Here is a 15,736-nt window from a genome sequence, read left to right on the forward strand (position 1 = left end):
AGAGCGGCTCTCAGATTCCGTGAAAAACTGAACCGCTCTAGATCGCAGGACGCGCCCGGCATCCGGCAAACCCTATCGGTCCGGTTTTTGTTGCACTGCGCCATGGATAATGATCATATCATTCGGAAACGCCTGCTCCCCCTCAGGCGGTGGAAAGCTATTACATTTTATGGACTCGCCTGATCTCAATCCGCAGGGCCAGACTTTCGCGGTCGAACGCAATCCCCGCCTGCGCTACATCATTCCCGCCGTTGTCGCCGTGGCCTTCCTGATGGAACAGCTCGATTCGACCATTCTCATCACCGCCGTTCCGGATATCGCCAAAAGCCTCGCCACCACCCCGGTCCGTATGAACCTGGCGGTAACGACCTACATCCTGACGCTTGCAATGTTCATCCCGGTGAGCGGCTGGTTCGCGGATCGCTTCGGCGCGCGCCGCATCTTCGCCCTCGCACTTTTCGTCTTCACGCTCGGCTCGATCCTGTGCGGCCTGGCGACCAGCCTGCCCATGCTGATCGCCACGCGCGCGCTGCAGGGCTTCGGCGGCGCCATGATGACGCCGGTCGGCCGCCTCATTCTCATCCGCAGCTTCCCGCGCAGCCAGCTGGTAACGGCCATGACCTACATGACCCTGCCCGCCGTGATAGGGCCGGTGATAGGGCCGGTGCTTGGCGGGTTCCTGACCACCTATCTTTCCTGGCGCTGGATCTTCTGGGTGAACCTGCCCTTCGGCCTGATCGGTATGGCCATGGCACTGCGTTACGTCGAAGACACCGAACGCGACGAGACGATCAAGTTCGATTTTCCCGGCTTCGTCATGGTCGGCGTCGGCTGCGTGCTGCTGCAATACGGCATCGAGAATGTCGGCCGCCCGACAATTCCTGTCTGGGCTATTTTCCTCACGCTCGCCGCCGCCGGCCTGCTGCTCGTCGGCTTCATCCGCTATGCGAAGACGGCGAAATCCTCGGCTGTAGACCTTACCCTTTTCAAGCTGCGCACGTTCCGCATCGGCACGCTTGCCGGCGGTATCTGTCGCGTCGGGCTGAACGGCGTTCCCTTCCTGCTGCCGCTGATGCTGCAGGTCGGCTTCGGCCTGAGCCCGATCGTCTCGGGTACCCTGACCTTCGTCAGCGCCTTGAGCACGCTGGTCGTGCGTCCCGTATCGGTGAAACTGCTGAAACTCTACGGCTTCGATCGCATGTTGACCTGGAGTGCCGTGTTCGGCGCAGCTGTCGTCGCCGGTTTCGCCTTGATAACCCCCAACACGCCGCACTGGTTCGTCATTCTCTATGTCTTCATCTTCGGGCTGGCGCGCGCGGCGCAGTTCATGACCTCCAACACCCTGTCATATTCCGAGACGCCGGCGGCTCAGCTCAGCCGCGCAACCAGCCTCGGCGGCGTCCTGCAGCAATTGAGCGTCAGCTTTGGCGTCTCGGTCGCCGCCATGCTTCTCGGCCTGGTCACGCTCGATGGATCGTCGCTGACACCGGAGAAATTCCATATCGTGTTTCTGCTGATGGCGATGATCCCGCTGTTCGGCATCCCCGGCTTCCTCAGGCTGCAGCCGGAAGACGGCATGCAGGTGAGCGGCCACCGGCGCCGGGCGGCTCAATCCTCATAGTCGATCCCGGCTTCCTTATGCCGCAAGCGCTGACGCGCGCGGGTGGACCAGATGGTCACGAAGCACCGTGCCGGAGCGATCGACTTCCTGCATCAGCACATCATAGCTCCAGAGATCGGCCAGGTGCTGCAATACGCGCTTGGCATCCATATCCTCGAGCAGCGCGCCGTTCAGCACCGTATGCTTGAGCAAGAGCCGCCTGTCGCCGGCAAGATCGACGTCGACGATCTCGATATGCGGATCGATCCAGCCGACATCATATTGCCGTGCAAGCTCCCGACGGATGCGCCGATAGCCGCGCTCGTCATGAATTGCAGCGACCCTCAGCCCCTCTTCCTCTTCCGGATCGTCGGTGAGCTGGAACATCCGCATCTTGCGCATCAGGTGTGGGCTCAGAAATTGCGATACGAAACTCTCGTCGCGATAATTGGCCCAGAGATCGCGCAGCACCGCCATGGCGTCGCCGGTGCCGGCGATCTCCGGGAACCACTGACGGTCCTCGTCCTTCGGTCTCGTCACGATGCGCTCGATATCCTGCATCATGGCAAAGCCGATCGCATAAGGGTTGAGGCCTGAGTAGCGCTGATCGTTGAAGGTTGGTTGGAAAACCACGTTGGTATGCGACTTCAGAAATTCGAGGAAATCGCCGTCGCTGATGCCGCCAAGCTCGTGCAGCCGCGTCATGATGCGGTAGTGCACGTAGGTCGCCGTGCCCTCGTTCATCACCTTGGTCTGGCTCTGCGGGTAGAAATATTGGGCGACATGCCGCACGATGCGGATGATCTCGCGCTGCCACGATTTCAGCCGCGGCGCCATTTTTTCCAGGAAGTAGAGGATATTTTCCTGCGGCAGACCCGCCAGGGAGCGCCGGCGCTCCAGATCGAGATCGGGCATCTTCTTGCCTGCCCCGACCGGAATCGTACGCCAGAGATCGTTGAAAATCTTCTCGTCATATTCGCGCCGCTCGCGCTCGCGCTTTTCCTCGTCGCGCAGGTCCGGCGTCTTCTTGCCAGCATAGCGATGGACGCCATGCGACATCAGCGCGTGCGCCGCGTCCAGCGTCCGCTCGACGGCGGCGTGACCATACCGCTCCTCGCAGCGCGCAATATAGCTCTTGGCGAAATTGAGGTAGTCGAGAATGCCTTCGGCATCCGTCCAGAGCTTGAAGAGATAGTTGTTCTTGAAGAAGTGATTGTGGCCGAAGGCGGCATGCGCAATCACGAGCGCCTGCATCGTCGCCGTATTCTCTTCCATCAGGTAGGAAATGCAGGGCGAGCTGTTGATGACGATCTCGTAGGCAAGCCCGCGCAGCCCCTTGCGATAGAAGGCCTCGTGATGAGCGAAATGCTTGCCGAAGGACCAGTGCTTGTAAAAGAGCGGCATACCGATCGAGGAGTAGACGTCGAGCATCTGCTCGGCAGTGATGATCTCGATCTGATTGGGATAGACATTAAGGCCGAGCTCGCCGATGGCGATCTTCTGGCAGGCATCGTGGATTCGCTGGATGGTGGCAAAATCCCAGTCCGCACCTTCAAAAAGCCGTTCCATCGATGCTTTTTCCATTATCCACTCCTTGTTTCGGCCGCCCTGCGCTGGAAGAGATCGTGGAAGACCGGATAGATCTGGTTGCGATCGTTCACACGACGCATCGACAGCACCGGCCACGCCGCCTGCAGCCGCTCGTAGAGCGACCAGATCGCCGAGCCGGACGAGATCGCGACGCTGCGCGACTCGCCCACTTCCAGATAGGCGAAATACTGGCAAACCGGCAGGATCGCGCCAGTCATGAGGGCAGCCGTCATGGCATTGTCGGAATAGGCATTATCGCCGTCCGACGCCTGTGCGGCATAGATGTTCCAATCCGACGGCGGGAAGCGATCGTGCACGATCTGCCGCATGGCTTCGAGCGCGCTCGAAACCTGCGTGCCGCCGGTTGCCGGGCTACGGAAGAAGGTCTCCTCATCCACCTCCTCGGCCACATCCGTATGCCGGATGAAAACGATCTCGACGCGGCGATATTGCCGGGTCAGGAAGACATAAAGCAGCATGTAGAAGCGCTTGGCGAGGTCCTTCATGTGCTCCGACATCGAGCCGGAGACGTCCATGAGGCAGAACATCACGGCTTGCGCCACGGGCTTCGGTTCGTTCTCGAAACGGCGATAACGAATGTCGATCGGATCGATATAGGGGATGCGCCGGACCTTGGATTCCAGCAGCTTGATCTCCGCCTCGAGCTGTGCCCGCCGCTTCTCGTCCTTGCACTCCTCCGCCTCTTCGATGAGCTTGGCGACGGTTTCCGGCTTGGGTCGATGCAACGCGACGCGACGCATCATCGCCAGCCGCATGGTGCGGTTGATGGCGAGGTTGGCAGGCGACCCCGTCACGGAGTAGCCCGAACGTACCGGATTGATCTGATCCGCCGACATCAGCCGCCGCTTGGCAAGGTCAGGCAGTTCGAGATCGTCGAGGAAGAGATCGAGGAATTCGTCGCGTGTCAGGATGAAGCGGAAAGCGTCCTCGCCCGTGCCATCGCCGCCGGCCTGCGGCCTGCCGCCGCCACTCTCGGGACGCGGGAGGATGTCACCCTCGAGGAAGTCCTTGTTGCCGGGAAGAATATGCTCCTTCAGCCCCTCGGGGCCGCGATGGAACCGAGGCTCCTCGGTTCCATCCAGTGGAATGCTGATTTCGCCACCTTTCAGAATGTCCTGAATGTCGCGTTTCTGAGAGGATTCGAAGACCGCTCTCTGCACCAGCGCTTTTGCTCTTCGCAAAAATCGTTGACGATTTTCTAAACTTTTTCCGCCTGGGTTCAGGCGTCTGTCAACAATGTGCATTCCTTCTTCCTTGGTGGCTCATCCCGCCTGTTTCACACGCATGTACCATTCCACAAGCCGTCGAACCTGACGTTCGGTATAGCCTCGCGCCATCATGCGATCGACGAATTCGGCATGTTTCTTTTCGGACTCGCCGTCCTTCTTGGATCCGAACGAGATAACAGGCAAAAGGTCCTCCACCTGGGAGAACATCCGCTTTTCGATGACTTCGCGGATCTTCTCGTAGCTCGTCCAGGATGGGTTCTTGCCGCCATGGCTCGCCCGTGCTCTTAGGCAGAACTTGACGATCTCGTTGCGGAAGTCCTTCGGGTTGGCGATGCCGGCCGGCTTCTCGATCTTGGTGAGCTCCTGATTGAGAAGCTCGCGGTCCAGAAGCTGGCCCGTGTCGGGATCTTTGAAGTCGACATCTTCGATCCAGGCGTCGGCATAGTCGACGTAGCGATCGAAGAGGTTCTGGCCGTAATCGGAATACGATTCCAGATAAGCCTTCTGGATCTCGTGACCGATGAATTCGGCATAGCGCGGCGCCAGTTCGCTCTTGATGAACTCGATGTAGAGCTTCTCGGTTTCGAGCGGCAGCTGCTCCCTGCGGATCGCCTGCTCCAGCATGTACATCAAGTGCACCGGATCGGCGCCGATCTCGGTCGTATCGTAGTTGAAGGTCGCTGCCAGCACTTTGAAGGCGAAGCGGGTGGATGCTCCGTCCATACCTTCGTCCACGCCGGCCGAGTCGCGATATTCCTGTACGCTGCGTGCCCTCGGATCGGTCTCCTTCAGGCTTTCGCCGTCATAGACGCGAAGCTTGGAAAAGGCCGTCGAATTCTCATGCTTGGAAAGTCGCGTCAGAACCGTGAAGCGGGCGAGCGTTTCCAAGGTCGACGGCGCGCAGGGCGCGTCGCTGAGTTCGGATTCTTCGATCAGCTTCTCGTAGATCTTCTGCTCTTCGGTGACCCGCAAACAATAGGGAACTTTCACGACGCAGATGCGGTCGATGAAGGCCTCATTGTTCTTGTTGGCCTTGAAGGTCTGCCATTCCGACTCGTTGGAGTGCGCCAGAATGATGCCCGAGAAGGGAATAGCGCCGATATTCTCGGTGCCGATGTAATTGCCTTCCTGGGTCGCCGTCAGCAGCGGGTGCAGCATCTTGATCGGCGCCTTGAACATCTCGACGAATTCGAGAATGCCCTGGTTGGCGCGGTTCAAGGCACCCGAATAGCTGTAGGCATCGGGATCGTTCTGCGCCAGGCTTTCGAGCTTGCGGATATCCACCTTGCCGACCAGCGAGGAGATATCCTGGTTGTTCTCGTCACCCGGCTCCGTCTTGGCGACGCCGATTTGCCTCAGCCTGGAGGGCTGCATCCGAACGACGCGGAAACGGGAAATATCACCTTCGAACTCTTCCAGCCGCTTCAGGCACCAAGGGCTCATGAGACCGGTCAAACGCCGGCGCGGGATGCCGTAGCGCTCCTCGATCATCGGTCCCATGGTGACAGGGTCGAAGAGACTGAGCGGGCTTTCGAAAACCGGGCTCACCTCGTTGCCGGCCTTGAGCACGTAGATGGGGTGAACTTCCATCAGCGATTTCAGACGCTCGGCGAGCGATGACTTGCCGCCGCCGACAGGCCCGAGCAGATAGAGGATCTGCTTACGCTCCTCCAGCCCTTGAGCAGCATGCCGGAAGAAGGCGACGATACGTTCTATCGTCTCTTCCATGCCGAAGAAGCCCGAAAAAGCCGGATAGGTCCGGATCGTCCGGTTCATGAAGATACGCCCAAGTCTCGTGTCCTTGGCCGTATCGATCAGCAGTGGTTCTCCCATGGCTGCCAGCAGCCGCTCCGCCGCATTTGCGTACATGAGCGAGTCGTCCCGGCACGCTTCCAGGTACTCGGAGAATGACATCTCGGCTTCGCGCCGTGCTTCGAAAGTACGGGCGAACGTGCTGAATAGAACATCGTTGTTTGACATGGCGCCTCGATAGCTTGCTATTGCAATAAACGCCGGACTTAACGAGATCACGTATCCCGCTAGTATCTAAGGTGCGGTATCAGTCGCTTCGAATCAATAGGTGACTCGTACAATAATTCGTACGCCTGATTGTGAATGCCATCAACATCTTGAAGTACTCGTACACCGAATTAATGAAGCACAACCTTCAAGTTGTTGTGATGACAATAACATCATCAGAGGATGCATATTCTCGCTAGGGAACTCACACGAGCTTTCCATGTGAAAACCCGATCTCAACGAACAATTGGTCAAAGCCAGCGTCGAACTCTATTGTCCGCATGATTTGGGAGAAAAGATGGTGCCCAGAGCCGGAATCGAACCAGCGACACGCGGATTTTCAATCCGCTGCTCTACCAACTGAGCTATCTGGGCATCCAGACTTCACGTCAAACGAAGGGCCTTGGCAGGCACTGGGCGGTTGGTTCGCCCCGGAAGCGAGCGGGGTTATAGCATCTTGTTCGGCCATGTCCAGCAGCAAATGACTCTTTTTTGACAGGAAATGGAATTTTGGTAATTCGCGAACAAAATGAAGGGGTTCGTAAGGTCGGGCAGTACGGGAAAACTGCGTTCAACCCTGATCGGAACCGTCGGCCTTCGTCTCATCCTCGGTGACGGGGATGGCGTAGGAGCCCTTCAGCCAACGCGAAAGATCGAGCTCGCGGCAACGATCCGAACAGAAAGGATAGTGTTCTCGCGCCGAGGGCTGGCCGCATTCCGCGCAGGGGCGCGTCTTGCGCAGCGGCTCGATCTTCGAGCCCACCTTGATCTCATCGATCTTCGCCATGGTCGCTATCCTTCCTGCCATCCGGCGTGGACATCAAAGCCCTCGCCCGCCAGCAGCAGCATGGTTTCATAAAGCGGCAATCCGACGACATTGGTGTAGGAACCGACAAGTTTCTGCACGAAGGAGCCCGCAAGCCCCTGAATGCCATAGGCTCCCGCCTTGCCGCGCCACTGGCCCGATGCCAGATACATTTCGATATCGCGGCCGGAAAGCCGCTTGAAGCGCACTTTGGTCTCAACAACCTTCTGGCGCAGCTTGCGGTCCGGGGTGATCAGGCAGATGCCGGTATAAACGACATGGCCGCGACCCGAAAGCAGATGCAGCGCCGACGAAGCCTCATCGACGAATTCCGCCTTCGGCAGGATGCGCCGCCCGACGGCGACCACCGTATCGGCAGCCAGAATATAGCTGCCCTGCCAGGCGGCATCGCTTCTGACGGCCGCAAACGCCGCCTCACCCTTTTCCCCCGAAAGCCGCCGCGCCAGCGAGCGCGGATGCTCCGACTTCTTCGGCGTCTCGTCGATGTCCATGGGCATGAGGCGCGCGGGCTCGATGCCTGATTGGTGCAGGAGTTCGACGCGGCGCGGCGATCCGGAAGCCAGTATCAGCTTGTGTTTCAACGCCATCAGACCTCGAGCTGTCATGCGGGAATGAGAACCGGCTCCAGAGCATGATGCCGAAAAGTGTCAGCCGTTTTCGGGCGACATCATGCTCCACTTCTTTGAACCGAGAGCGGCGAACTACTTGAAACGGTAGGTGATGCGGCCCTTGGTCAGGTCATATGGGGTCATTTCCACCAGCACCTTGTCGCCGGCAAGAACGCGGATGCGGTTCTTGCGCATGCGGCCCGCCGTGTGGGCGATGATCTCATGCTCGTTTTCCAGCTTCACGCGGAAGGTCGCGTTCGGCAGGAGTTCGGTGACGACACCGGGAAATTCGAGGACTTCTTCTTTCGGCATTAAAGCTTCTTTTCCTGTCGGTTGAGGCCGGCGCCCATGGCAAAAAGCCGGGGGTCGCCGGAAATTGCGCGGAAACTACACAATCGTCGCGGTTTTGTGAACCTCGTTGATAAGGGTTTCTGCATTTGTTTCATCGGCAGCTCTAAAGCGAACCGCGATGCTCCACAAGTCGGTTCTCGATCAGGCCCAGCAGATGGTCCCGAACTTCGCGATAGGCATCCAGAACCTGTTCGCGCGTCCCATCGGTCGCTGACGGGTCGATGGTCGGCCAATAGATGACCTCCACGGCCTTGGCTCGCGTCAATTCCAGGGCGGCGTGGTGGGCCTCCGGCGAGAGCGTGATGATGATATCGAAGAAATCATCTTCCAGCTCCTCCATGGTCTGCGGCTGCCGGCGCCCGAGCGAAAGCCCGATCTCGTCCAGCACCACATCGACGAAGGGATTGCGCTCGCCGGCCCGCACGCCGGCAGACGCGATATAGGTGCCTTGCGGCAGCATGCTGCGTGCGATGGCTTCGGCCATCGGCGAACGGATGGCATTGAGCCCGCACATGAAGAGGATGGCGCCGGGCGCTTTGCCGTTGTGCTCAATCGCCTGCGGCAGCTCCATGCCGGTCACCCGCGCCAATAAAGTACGCAGACAAGCGTGAAGAGCCGGCGCGCCGTGTCGAAATCCACGGTGATCTTGCCGTCCAGCCGATCCATGAGCGTTTGGGAGCCTTCGTTGTGAATGCCGCGCCGGCCCATGTCGATCGCCTCGATCCGGCTGGGGGTGGCAGAGCGGATCGCCTCGTAATAGCTCTCGCAGATCATGAAGTAGTCCTTCACGATCCGGCGAAACGGGGTCAGCGACAGGATATGCGTGGCGACCATGCTGCCATCCTCGACGCGAATGTCGAAGACGAGCTTCTGGTCGACCAGAGACAGGTTGAGCAAATAAGGTCCGCCCTTATGCCCAACGGGCTCGAAGCTGTTTTCCTCGATCAGATCGAAGATGGCGACGGCACGCTCATGCTCGACATCCGGCGTCGAACGGCCGATCGTGTCGTCCAGGACCACATCGCTCAGCCGGAAGACGCCCTTGGCCATGCCTTACCCTTCGAGATTGAGGCGGATCGCGACCGACCGCGCATGTGCATCCAGCCCCTCGGAATTGGCAAGCGCGATCGCCGCCGGCCCGAGTGCACGAAGCTGCTCCGCGCCGAGCCGCAAGATCGAGGTGCGCTTGACAAAATCCAGCACGGAAAGGCCGGAGGAGAAGCGTGCGGAGCGGGCCGTCGGCAGTACATGATTCGAGCCGCCGACATAATCGCCGATCACTTCCGGTGAATGGCGGCCGACAAAGATGGCGCCGGCGTTGCGGACACCGGCCAGAAGCGGCTCGGGATCGTCGACCGCAAGTTCCAGATGCTCGGCCGCGATGCGGTTGGCAAGCGGAATGGCCTTCTTCAGCTCGGAAACCAGAATGACAGCGCCGAAATCGCGCCAGCTTGCGGCCGCCGTCTTGGACCGGCTGAGCCGCGTAAGCTGTCGCTCGACCGCCGCTTCCACGTCCCTACCGAATTCGGCATCATCGGTGATCAGGATCGATTGCGCGCTTTCGTCATGCTCGGCCTGTGCGAGGAGATCGGCGGCGATCCAATCCGGATCGTTGTTCTTGTCGGCGATGACGAGCACTTCCGACGGGCCGGCGATCATGTCGATGCCGACGGTGCCGAAGACCTGGCGCTTGGCCGCCGCCACATAGGCATTGCCGGGACCGGTGATCTTGTAGACCGGCTCGATCGTCTCGGTGCCATAGGCAAGTGCTGCAATCGCCTGCGCGCCGCCGATGCGATAGATTTCTTCGACGCCTGCCATGCGCGCGGCGGCAAGTACTGCCGGATTGACGGCGCCATCCTTGGTGGGCACGACGATCACGATACGGTCGACACCGGCGACCTTGGCCGGCACGGCATTCATCAGCACCGAGCTCGGATAGCTCGCCGTGCCGCCGGGCACATAGAGGCCGACAGCCTCGATCGCCGTCCAGCGCGAGCCGAGGCCGACGCCGAGATCGTCCTCATAGATATCGTCCTTCGGCAACTGCCGGCGATGATGCGATTCGATGCGGGTGGCGGCGACCTTCAGCGCGCCCAGAACCTCGGCCGGAACGGCCTCGATCGCCGCATCGATCTCCGCTTCGCTGACGCGCATCGGCGTCGTGGCGAAATCGACGCCGTCGAACTTGCTGGAATAGTCCGCAAGGGCTGCATCGCCGCGCGTCCGCACATCGTCGATGATGGCACGCACCACGGCGTTCACATCCTCGGACACTTCCCGCTTGGTCGTCAGGAAAGCGGCAAACTGCTGTTCGAACTCTTCAGACGCCTGATCCAGCCAGATAGCCAATGCTGATATTCCTCTTCCATCGAGGCCGCGTTCAGCGGCCGTATCCAACCGTTACAAGCCTATTCGCCCGCATCCGGATGCCTGGGCTTATGCGCCGTTTCCCACGCGCCGCCGATATCCGCAAGTTGGGCCTCGATGCATTCGACATCGAGCGCAATGGTGGCCTGGCCGGCAAGGGTCAGCTCGATCGTGCCGTCAGGCCCCTCGCCTCTCGGATCGAAGCGGATGGCGAGCAGCGACAGCACCTCGTCGCGGTTGCGCTGGTTGATGCCATTGGAACGGACCGCCTGCACGCGCTTGAACACCAGCGCGGCACGATGGCGCTCATAAGGCTTGCTGCGCCGATCGGATTGCTCCCAGGCGAAGCGATTGGCAGCAAGCGAAAACTGCTCTTGCTTCGGCGCAAAGGACATGTCGCCGACCTTGAAAACGCTATCCTGCATATAGGCAGAAATGACATCCAGGTCTTCGTTGTCGAGTGCCATTAGCTTGAGATCGCTCATTCGCCCTTTATCCCCGATCGCGCCAGTCAAACGCCATTTCCAGCGTTTCTCTTCTGTGGACATAAGATGAGAGCGCAAAAGACGCAACCGAAGAAAACGGGCTTGCCCGCTCTCTTCGCGCCATCAGACGGAATTAACGCATGCCACGCAAAACCGTGTCGCGGTTTTGCGACAGCGATAGGCACGAAACGGGGAGCTGTCCCGCGAAATCGCGCCTTAGTCGCTGATGCGCTCGACGATGGCGCCGCAACGGGTCAGCTTGTCTTCCAGCCGCTCGAAGCCGCGATCGAGGTGATAGATGCGCGACACCAGCGTCTCGCCTTCGGCGGCAAGGCCGGCGATGACGAGCGAGACGGAGGCGCGAAGGTCGGTGGCCATGACCGGCGCGCCCTTCAGCTTCTCGACGCCCTCGATACGGGCCGTCTGGCCGGAAAGCGAGATCTTGGCGCCGAGCCGGGCAAGCTCCTGCACATGCATGAAGCGGTTTTCGAAGATGGTCTCGGTGATATGCGAAATGCCTGAGGAGCGCGTCATCAGCGCCATGAACTGCGCCTGCAGGTCCGTCGGGAAGCCGGGGAACGGATCGGTGACGACGTCGACAGGCTTGATGCCGCCGCCATTGCGCATGATGCGGATGCCGTTGTTGGTCGGCGAAACGTCGGCGCCGGCCCGGCGCAGGCTTTCGAGCGCCGTATCGAGCAGCGTCATATCGGTATTTTCGAGCGTGACGTCGCCGCCGGTCATGGCGACGGCCATGGCATAGGTGCCGGTCTCGATGCGGTCGGGCAGCACGCGATGGCGGGCGCCCGAGAGCGAGGTGACGCCCTCGATGGTGATCGTGCTGGTGCCGGCGCCGGAAATCTTGGCGCCCATGGCGATCAGGCAGTTGGCGAGATCGACGACTTCAGGCTCGCGGGCCGCATTGCCGATCACGGTCGTGCCGCGGGCAAGCGTGGCCGCCATCATCAGCACATGCGTCGCGCCGACGGAAACCTTCGGGAAGACATAGCGGGCGCCGATGAGGCCGCCCTTCGGCGCAGTGGCGTTGATATAGCCGCCGTCGATTTCCATGGTGGCGCCGAGCGCCTCGAGGCCCTCGATGAAGAGATCGACCGGACGCGTGCCGATGGCGCAGCCGCCGGGCAGCGAGACGCGCGCCTGTCCCTCGCGGGCGAGCAGCGGCCCGATGACCCAGAAGCTCGCGCGCATCTTGGCGACCAGCTCGTAAGGCGCGGTTGTGTCGACGATGGTGCGGCAGGTGAAATGGATCGTGCGGGAATAGCCGTCTTCCTGGCGCTCGCGACGGCCGTTGACGGCAACGTCAACGCCGTGATTGCCGAGGATGCGCATCAGAAGCTCGACATCGGCCAGATGCGGCACGTTTTCGAGCGTCAGCGTATCGCTGGTCAGAAGCGAGGCGATCATCAGCGGCAGGGCGGCATTCTTGGCGCCGGAGATCGGAATGATACCGTTGAGCTCATTGCCGCCGACAATCCTGATACGATCCATGTGTGCAATACGGGCGAGGCCCGCCTTTCCTGAAGTTCCGCGCGCCAAATTCCACGCATTTGGGGAAAGGGCGCTGTTTAGACGAAATAGATGAAGGCTTCAATTCGTTTGATGATGGGCGACATCAATCATTGCGATTCGTCCATTTTTGCGGCAGCGCCCTACTCATCCCCCGTTTTTACAGCCTTTGCTTTTGCCGCCGGCAGCCCATCCGTCTCCTCGGCCTGGCCGGCACGGCGCGCCCGCACCTGCTGTTTGCGCCGCGAAAGATTCTCCCTGAGCTTCTGCGCCGCACGCTCCCGCCGCCGATCCGCCTCGGTGATCTGCTTCACGCCTTCGCTTGCCTCGCCGGGCGTCGAACCACCCTGCAAAGCCTGCCCGTCATCGATTTTCGTCTTGTCTGCACCCATGGCTTTTCCATAGCCGAAAACGCCCACCTTCAAAAGACCGACACATTTTTTCCAACGATCTTTCACAGAACTTGCAATTTGCGGCTTGCACTCCGCCCCGACCTATGGCAATAGCCGCCTCGCCCAATACGGCGCACCTACCCGCGCCACGGATTGCTGCTATAGCTCAGGGGTAGAGCACTCCCTTGGTAAGGGAGAGGCCGAGAGTTCAAATCTCTCTAGCAGCACCAGTTTTTCCCAACTCAATCGCTCTGAATTTGCCGACCTTGGCTGTACTAAATCCGTTTGCCCTAGACTGACTTCACAGATAACTCGTGCAGTTTGCTATTGCTCCGCTCTTGCGATCTCATAGTACAGCTGCGGAATGGGTATTGATGAAACTTATACAATGGCTATATTGATGTCAGCGATTGATCGGCGCGCTGCCTAAAAGACTTTCGCTCCTGTCATGTGCCTCGGGCCGAGGTTTGGGATGACTTTTTTCACCAGACTCTAAGGAGTGACGGCGATGAAGTATCGCAAATACAAAGGTCCATTTGGCCTTGTAGTACGCATAATGCAGAATGACCCAATCCTAGGCCACCATATTTTGGATGCTCACATTATTAGGACATTTAATCCTATGGATGAGCATGATCGCGATGAAATTGAGGCGGCCAAAACGCGATCGGAAGAGCGACGTAGCTATTGGATCAATTCCTCAGGAAGTAGATATCGGATCTCGTGGGGCTGATCACTACTACATTTCAGCTCGCCGTGCGTTCTCCTCGAGACAAAGTACTCCAGCTGTAAAAGCGAAAGCCCCGCCAGCAAACGCCAGCGGGGCTCTCCAAATCACACCAGACCTAAATCTTAGAACTTCACGCCGACGGAGAGGACGTGTTGGTCGAGGTCGGCCTTGATGCTGAGGACGTCCTTGTCGCCGTAGCTGTTGAAGGTCTTGGTTTCCTTGTCGCCCATCACCTTGATGAAGCCGCGCGTCGCGCTCCAGCCGAGGGTTGCGTAGATGAGCATGCGATCGAAGGCATCGCCGAGGCCGCCGCGGACTGCGCCGGGAACATCCGTGCCGTCCTTATTTCCTCCGCCACCCCTCCCCAATTTAGCTGCAATCCCCCATTTAAACCCTTCCCCCATCACATCCATCTTGGCCCGGGAGAAAAGCCTCAATGTCGAAACTACGCGTCGCCGTTCTGTTTGGCGGTCAGTCCACCGAGCATGAGGTTTCCGTCATGTCGGCCCGCAATGTCGTCAAGGCGATCGATGGCGCTAGATATGAGATCGTGCCGATCCTGATCGATCGCGCCGGGCGCTGGCTGCTGGTGGAGGAAAAGGGCGGCGCGCTGCCGGAGCCGGTTGCCTATGAAGGCACGGAAGTCTGCCTCGCTCCGGGCGGCAAGGGCCGGCTGATGGCGCTGGACGGTGCTGGCGCGCGCGAACTGCCTGCGGTCGACGTGCTGTTTCCGGTGCTGCACGGGCTGAATGGCGAGGATGGCTCCATTCAGGGCCTTGCCCAGATCGTCGGCCTCCCCCTCGTCGGCTGCGGCATTCTGGGCTCGGCCAACGCGATCGACAAGGATATGGCGAAGCGCCTGCTGCGCGAAGCCGGCCTGCCGGTGGCGCGCTCCGTCACCCTCTTGCGCGGCGACAAGCCTGATTTCGATGAGATTGCGAGCGCACTCGGCTCGCCTGTCTTCGTCAAGCCCACGCGCCAGGGCTCATCGGTCGGCGTCAGCAAGGTTCAGGATGCCGCAGCGTTCGAGAGCGCGCTGGCCGAAGCCTTCCGGCATGACCGCAAGGTGCTGGCCGAGGAGTTCGTTCGCGCCCGCGAGATCGAATGCGCTGTTCTGGAAGAGCCTGACGGTACGCTCTTCGTCTCGGTGCCGGGCGAGATCGCCACGGCGGCGGCGCATGGCTTCTACTCCTACGAAGCGAAATATCTCGATCAGGATGGCGCCGTCGTCACCGTGCCGGCGGATATTCCGGCCGAGACGGCAGACGTGCTGAAGCGGATGGCGGCGGATGGCTTCCGCGCGCTCGGCTGCGAAGGGCTGGCGCGCGTCGATTTCTTCTTGGCGCCGGATGGAAGCGCCGTCATCAACGAGATCAACACCATGCCGGGCTTCACCAACATCAGCATGTATCCCAAGGCCATGGGCGCCTCGGGCATTTCCTATCCGGAGCTCATCAGCCGCCTGATCGAGCATGGGCTCGCGCGGGCGCGGCAAGCCTAGTTCGCAGGTCGGCGATGCCCGCCCTCAGACCTTTTCCGTCTTCTTGGTCTTGACCTTCGGCTCGGCCGGCGCATCGGGCGTCGGTGCCAACAGCTTTCTGAGCGAGGCGATCTTGTCCTTCACCAGCGGGCGGAAGCGGCTGGCGCGATAGGGCATGTCGGCAGCGCCATAGCCTTCCGGGCCATCATCATTGCCGCGATGGATCTCCCCGAGCTTCACGCCGATGAAGGTGCCGTCGACATAATGCGTGTACTCGCCGACCCAGCGGATCGTGTAGATCGTCCCCTTGCGGATCAGCTGATCGATGCTGACATGCTTGAACTTGTCATCGACGCAGACGACCTTCTGGCCCACATGGAAATCGTAACTCACCCTGCCCTCCTTGAAGCGGCGGGAGCAACCCGCTGCATCGTTCAGATACAAGCATATCCGTATATGCGCCATGGAGTAAACTCAACGAATGTCGCAGCCACGATCAATGAAGCGG

Annotated in this window: 16 protein-coding genes and 2 tRNA genes; 3 read left to right on the forward strand and 15 right to left on the reverse strand. The window is 60.1% G+C overall.

The annotated features are described in order from the left end of the window. Window positions 1-169: 169 nt before the first annotated feature. Entirely contained in the window at window positions 170-1,621 is a 1,452-nt protein-coding gene (locus QD409_RS14875; protein WP_430763000.1) for a DHA2 family efflux MFS transporter permease subunit, read from the forward strand. 15 nt (window positions 1,622-1,636) lie between these two features. On the opposite strand, the gene QD409_RS14880 is transcribed toward QD409_RS14875, so the two are convergent. From QD409_RS14880 to QD409_RS14940, 13 genes are all read right to left on the reverse strand, one after another. Beyond that, window positions 1,637-3,184 carry a SpoVR family protein gene (locus tag QD409_RS14880; RefSeq protein WP_092852491.1) on the reverse strand — a complete coding sequence of 516 codons (1,548 nt, stop codon included), beginning with the start codon at window positions 3,182-3,184 and terminating at the stop codon, window positions 1,637-1,639. After that, window positions 3,184-4,455: a YeaH/YhbH family protein gene (locus QD409_RS14885; RefSeq protein WP_092852489.1), complete on the reverse strand. Its 1,272-nt coding sequence runs from the start codon at window positions 4,453-4,455 to the stop codon at window positions 3,184-3,186. Before QD409_RS14885 ends, QD409_RS14880 begins: the two co-directional genes overlap by 1 nt. Before the next feature lie 18 nt (window positions 4,456-4,473). Continuing rightward, on the reverse strand, window positions 4,474-6,420 hold the full coding sequence (locus QD409_RS14890) for a PrkA family serine protein kinase (RefSeq protein ID WP_430763001.1): 1,947 nt from the start codon (window positions 6,418-6,420) through the stop codon (window positions 4,474-4,476). Between the two features lie 338 nt (window positions 6,421-6,758). Further along, a tRNA-Phe gene (locus QD409_RS14895) sits at window positions 6,759-6,834 on the reverse strand. Between the two features lie 196 nt (window positions 6,835-7,030). Then, window positions 7,031-7,246 carry a DNA gyrase inhibitor YacG gene (gene yacG, locus QD409_RS14900; protein WP_092852485.1) on the reverse strand — a complete coding sequence of 72 codons (216 nt, stop codon included), beginning with the start codon at window positions 7,244-7,246 and terminating at the stop codon, window positions 7,031-7,033. Between the two features lie 5 nt (window positions 7,247-7,251). Next, the gene (locus QD409_RS14905; protein WP_430763002.1) at window positions 7,252-7,872 is read right to left on the reverse strand and encodes a Maf-like protein; all 621 of its coding nucleotides are present in this window, start codon (window positions 7,870-7,872) and stop codon (window positions 7,252-7,254) included. A 114-nt stretch (window positions 7,873-7,986) separates the two neighbouring features. Then, window positions 7,987-8,205: a translation initiation factor IF-1 gene (infA, locus tag QD409_RS14910; protein WP_004117876.1), complete on the reverse strand. Its 219-nt coding sequence runs from the start codon at window positions 8,203-8,205 to the stop codon at window positions 7,987-7,989. A gap of 142 nt (window positions 8,206-8,347) precedes the next feature. Then, window positions 8,348-8,815: a low molecular weight phosphatase family protein gene (locus QD409_RS14915; RefSeq protein WP_092852482.1), complete on the reverse strand. Its 468-nt coding sequence runs from the start codon at window positions 8,813-8,815 to the stop codon at window positions 8,348-8,350. Between the two features lie 5 nt (window positions 8,816-8,820). Next, window positions 8,821-9,294: a UPF0262 family protein gene (locus QD409_RS14920; RefSeq protein WP_037151803.1), complete on the reverse strand. Its 474-nt coding sequence runs from the start codon at window positions 9,292-9,294 to the stop codon at window positions 8,821-8,823. Between the two features lie 3 nt (window positions 9,295-9,297). Then, window positions 9,298-10,596, reverse strand: a complete 1,299-nt coding sequence (gene hisD / locus QD409_RS14925; RefSeq protein ID WP_430763003.1) for a histidinol dehydrogenase — start codon at window positions 10,594-10,596, stop codon at window positions 9,298-9,300. A 59-nt stretch (window positions 10,597-10,655) separates the two neighbouring features. Further along, window positions 10,656-11,099 carry a DUF2948 family protein gene (locus tag QD409_RS14930; RefSeq protein WP_430763004.1) on the reverse strand — a complete coding sequence of 148 codons (444 nt, stop codon included), beginning with the start codon at window positions 11,097-11,099 and terminating at the stop codon, window positions 10,656-10,658. Window positions 11,100-11,315: 216 nt separating this feature from the next. Further along, complete coding sequence (murA, locus tag QD409_RS14935; protein ID WP_430763005.1) at window positions 11,316-12,608, reverse strand: UDP-N-acetylglucosamine 1-carboxyvinyltransferase; 1,293 nt, start codon at window positions 12,606-12,608, stop codon at window positions 11,316-11,318. Window positions 12,609-12,769: 161 nt separating this feature from the next. Then, the gene (locus QD409_RS14940) at window positions 12,770-13,018 is read right to left on the reverse strand and encodes a hypothetical protein (RefSeq protein WP_430763006.1); all 249 of its coding nucleotides are present in this window, start codon (window positions 13,016-13,018) and stop codon (window positions 12,770-12,772) included. A 155-nt stretch (window positions 13,019-13,173) separates the two neighbouring features. On the opposite strand from QD409_RS14940, the gene QD409_RS14945 reads away from it, so the two are divergent. Continuing rightward, window positions 13,174-13,248: transfer RNA gene (locus tag QD409_RS14945), tRNA-Thr, on the forward strand. Window positions 13,249-13,870: 622 nt separating this feature from the next. Here QD409_RS14945 and QD409_RS14950 read toward each other — a convergent pair. Continuing rightward, window positions 13,871-14,152: a hypothetical protein gene (locus QD409_RS14950; RefSeq protein WP_430763007.1), complete on the reverse strand. Its 282-nt coding sequence runs from the start codon at window positions 14,150-14,152 to the stop codon at window positions 13,871-13,873. A 32-nt stretch (window positions 14,153-14,184) separates the two neighbouring features. On the opposite strand from QD409_RS14950, the gene QD409_RS14955 reads away from it, so the two are divergent. Then, window positions 14,185-15,249 (forward strand): D-alanine--D-alanine ligase family protein, encoded by a 1,065-nt coding sequence (locus QD409_RS14955; RefSeq protein ID WP_430763008.1) that lies wholly within the window; start codon window positions 14,185-14,187, stop codon window positions 15,247-15,249. Between the two features lie 24 nt (window positions 15,250-15,273). Here QD409_RS14955 and QD409_RS14960 read toward each other — a convergent pair whose 3' ends face one another. Beyond that, the gene (locus QD409_RS14960) at window positions 15,274-15,621 is read right to left on the reverse strand and encodes a CAP-Gly domain protein (protein WP_430763009.1); all 348 of its coding nucleotides are present in this window, start codon (window positions 15,619-15,621) and stop codon (window positions 15,274-15,276) included. Window positions 15,622-15,736 lie beyond the last annotated feature (115 nt).

The sequence above is a fragment of the Rhizobium sp. BR 315 genome (assembly GCF_050577975.1).
Lineage (GTDB): Bacteria > Pseudomonadota > Alphaproteobacteria > Rhizobiales > Rhizobiaceae > Rhizobium > Rhizobium miluonense.

Excerpts from the sequence above, each read along its gene's own strand:
- murA (WP_430763005.1), bottom strand. The coding sequence starts at position 12,608 with ATGGATCGTATCAGGATTGTCGGCGGCAATGAGCTCAACGGTATCATT.
- QD409_RS14875 (WP_430763000.1), top strand. The coding sequence starts at position 170 with ATGGACTCGCCTGATCTCAATCCGCAGGGCCAGACTTTCGCGGTCGAA.
- yacG (WP_092852485.1), bottom strand. The coding sequence starts at position 7,246 with ATGGCGAAGATCGATGAGATCAAGGTGGGCTCGAAGATCGAGCCGCTG.
- QD409_RS14930 (WP_430763004.1), bottom strand. The coding sequence starts at position 11,099 with ATGAGCGATCTCAAGCTAATGGCACTCGACAACGAAGACCTGGATGTC.
- QD409_RS14955 (WP_430763008.1), top strand. The coding sequence starts at position 14,185 with ATGTCGAAACTACGCGTCGCCGTTCTGTTTGGCGGTCAGTCCACCGAG.
- QD409_RS14920 (WP_037151803.1), bottom strand. The coding sequence starts at position 9,294 with ATGGCCAAGGGCGTCTTCCGGCTGAGCGATGTGGTCCTGGACGACACG.
- QD409_RS14950 (WP_430763007.1), bottom strand. The coding sequence starts at position 14,152 with ATGGGGGAAGGGTTTAAATGGGGGATTGCAGCTAAATTGGGGAGGGGT.
- QD409_RS14885 (WP_092852489.1), bottom strand. The coding sequence starts at position 4,455 with ATGCACATTGTTGACAGACGCCTGAACCCAGGCGGAAAAAGTTTAGAA.
- QD409_RS14940 (WP_430763006.1), bottom strand. The coding sequence starts at position 13,018 with ATGGGTGCAGACAAGACGAAAATCGATGACGGGCAGGCTTTGCAGGGT.
- infA (WP_004117876.1), bottom strand. The coding sequence starts at position 8,205 with ATGCCGAAAGAAGAAGTCCTCGAATTTCCCGGTGTCGTCACCGAACTC.
- QD409_RS14915 (WP_092852482.1), bottom strand. The coding sequence starts at position 8,815 with ATGGAGCTGCCGCAGGCGATTGAGCACAACGGCAAAGCGCCCGGCGCC.
- QD409_RS14890 (WP_430763001.1), bottom strand. The coding sequence starts at position 6,420 with ATGTCAAACAACGATGTTCTATTCAGCACGTTCGCCCGTACTTTCGAA.
- QD409_RS14905 (WP_430763002.1), bottom strand. The coding sequence starts at position 7,872 with ATGGCGTTGAAACACAAGCTGATACTGGCTTCCGGATCGCCGCGCCGC.
- QD409_RS14880 (WP_092852491.1), bottom strand. The coding sequence starts at position 3,184 with ATGGAAAAAGCATCGATGGAACGGCTTTTTGAAGGTGCGGACTGGGAT.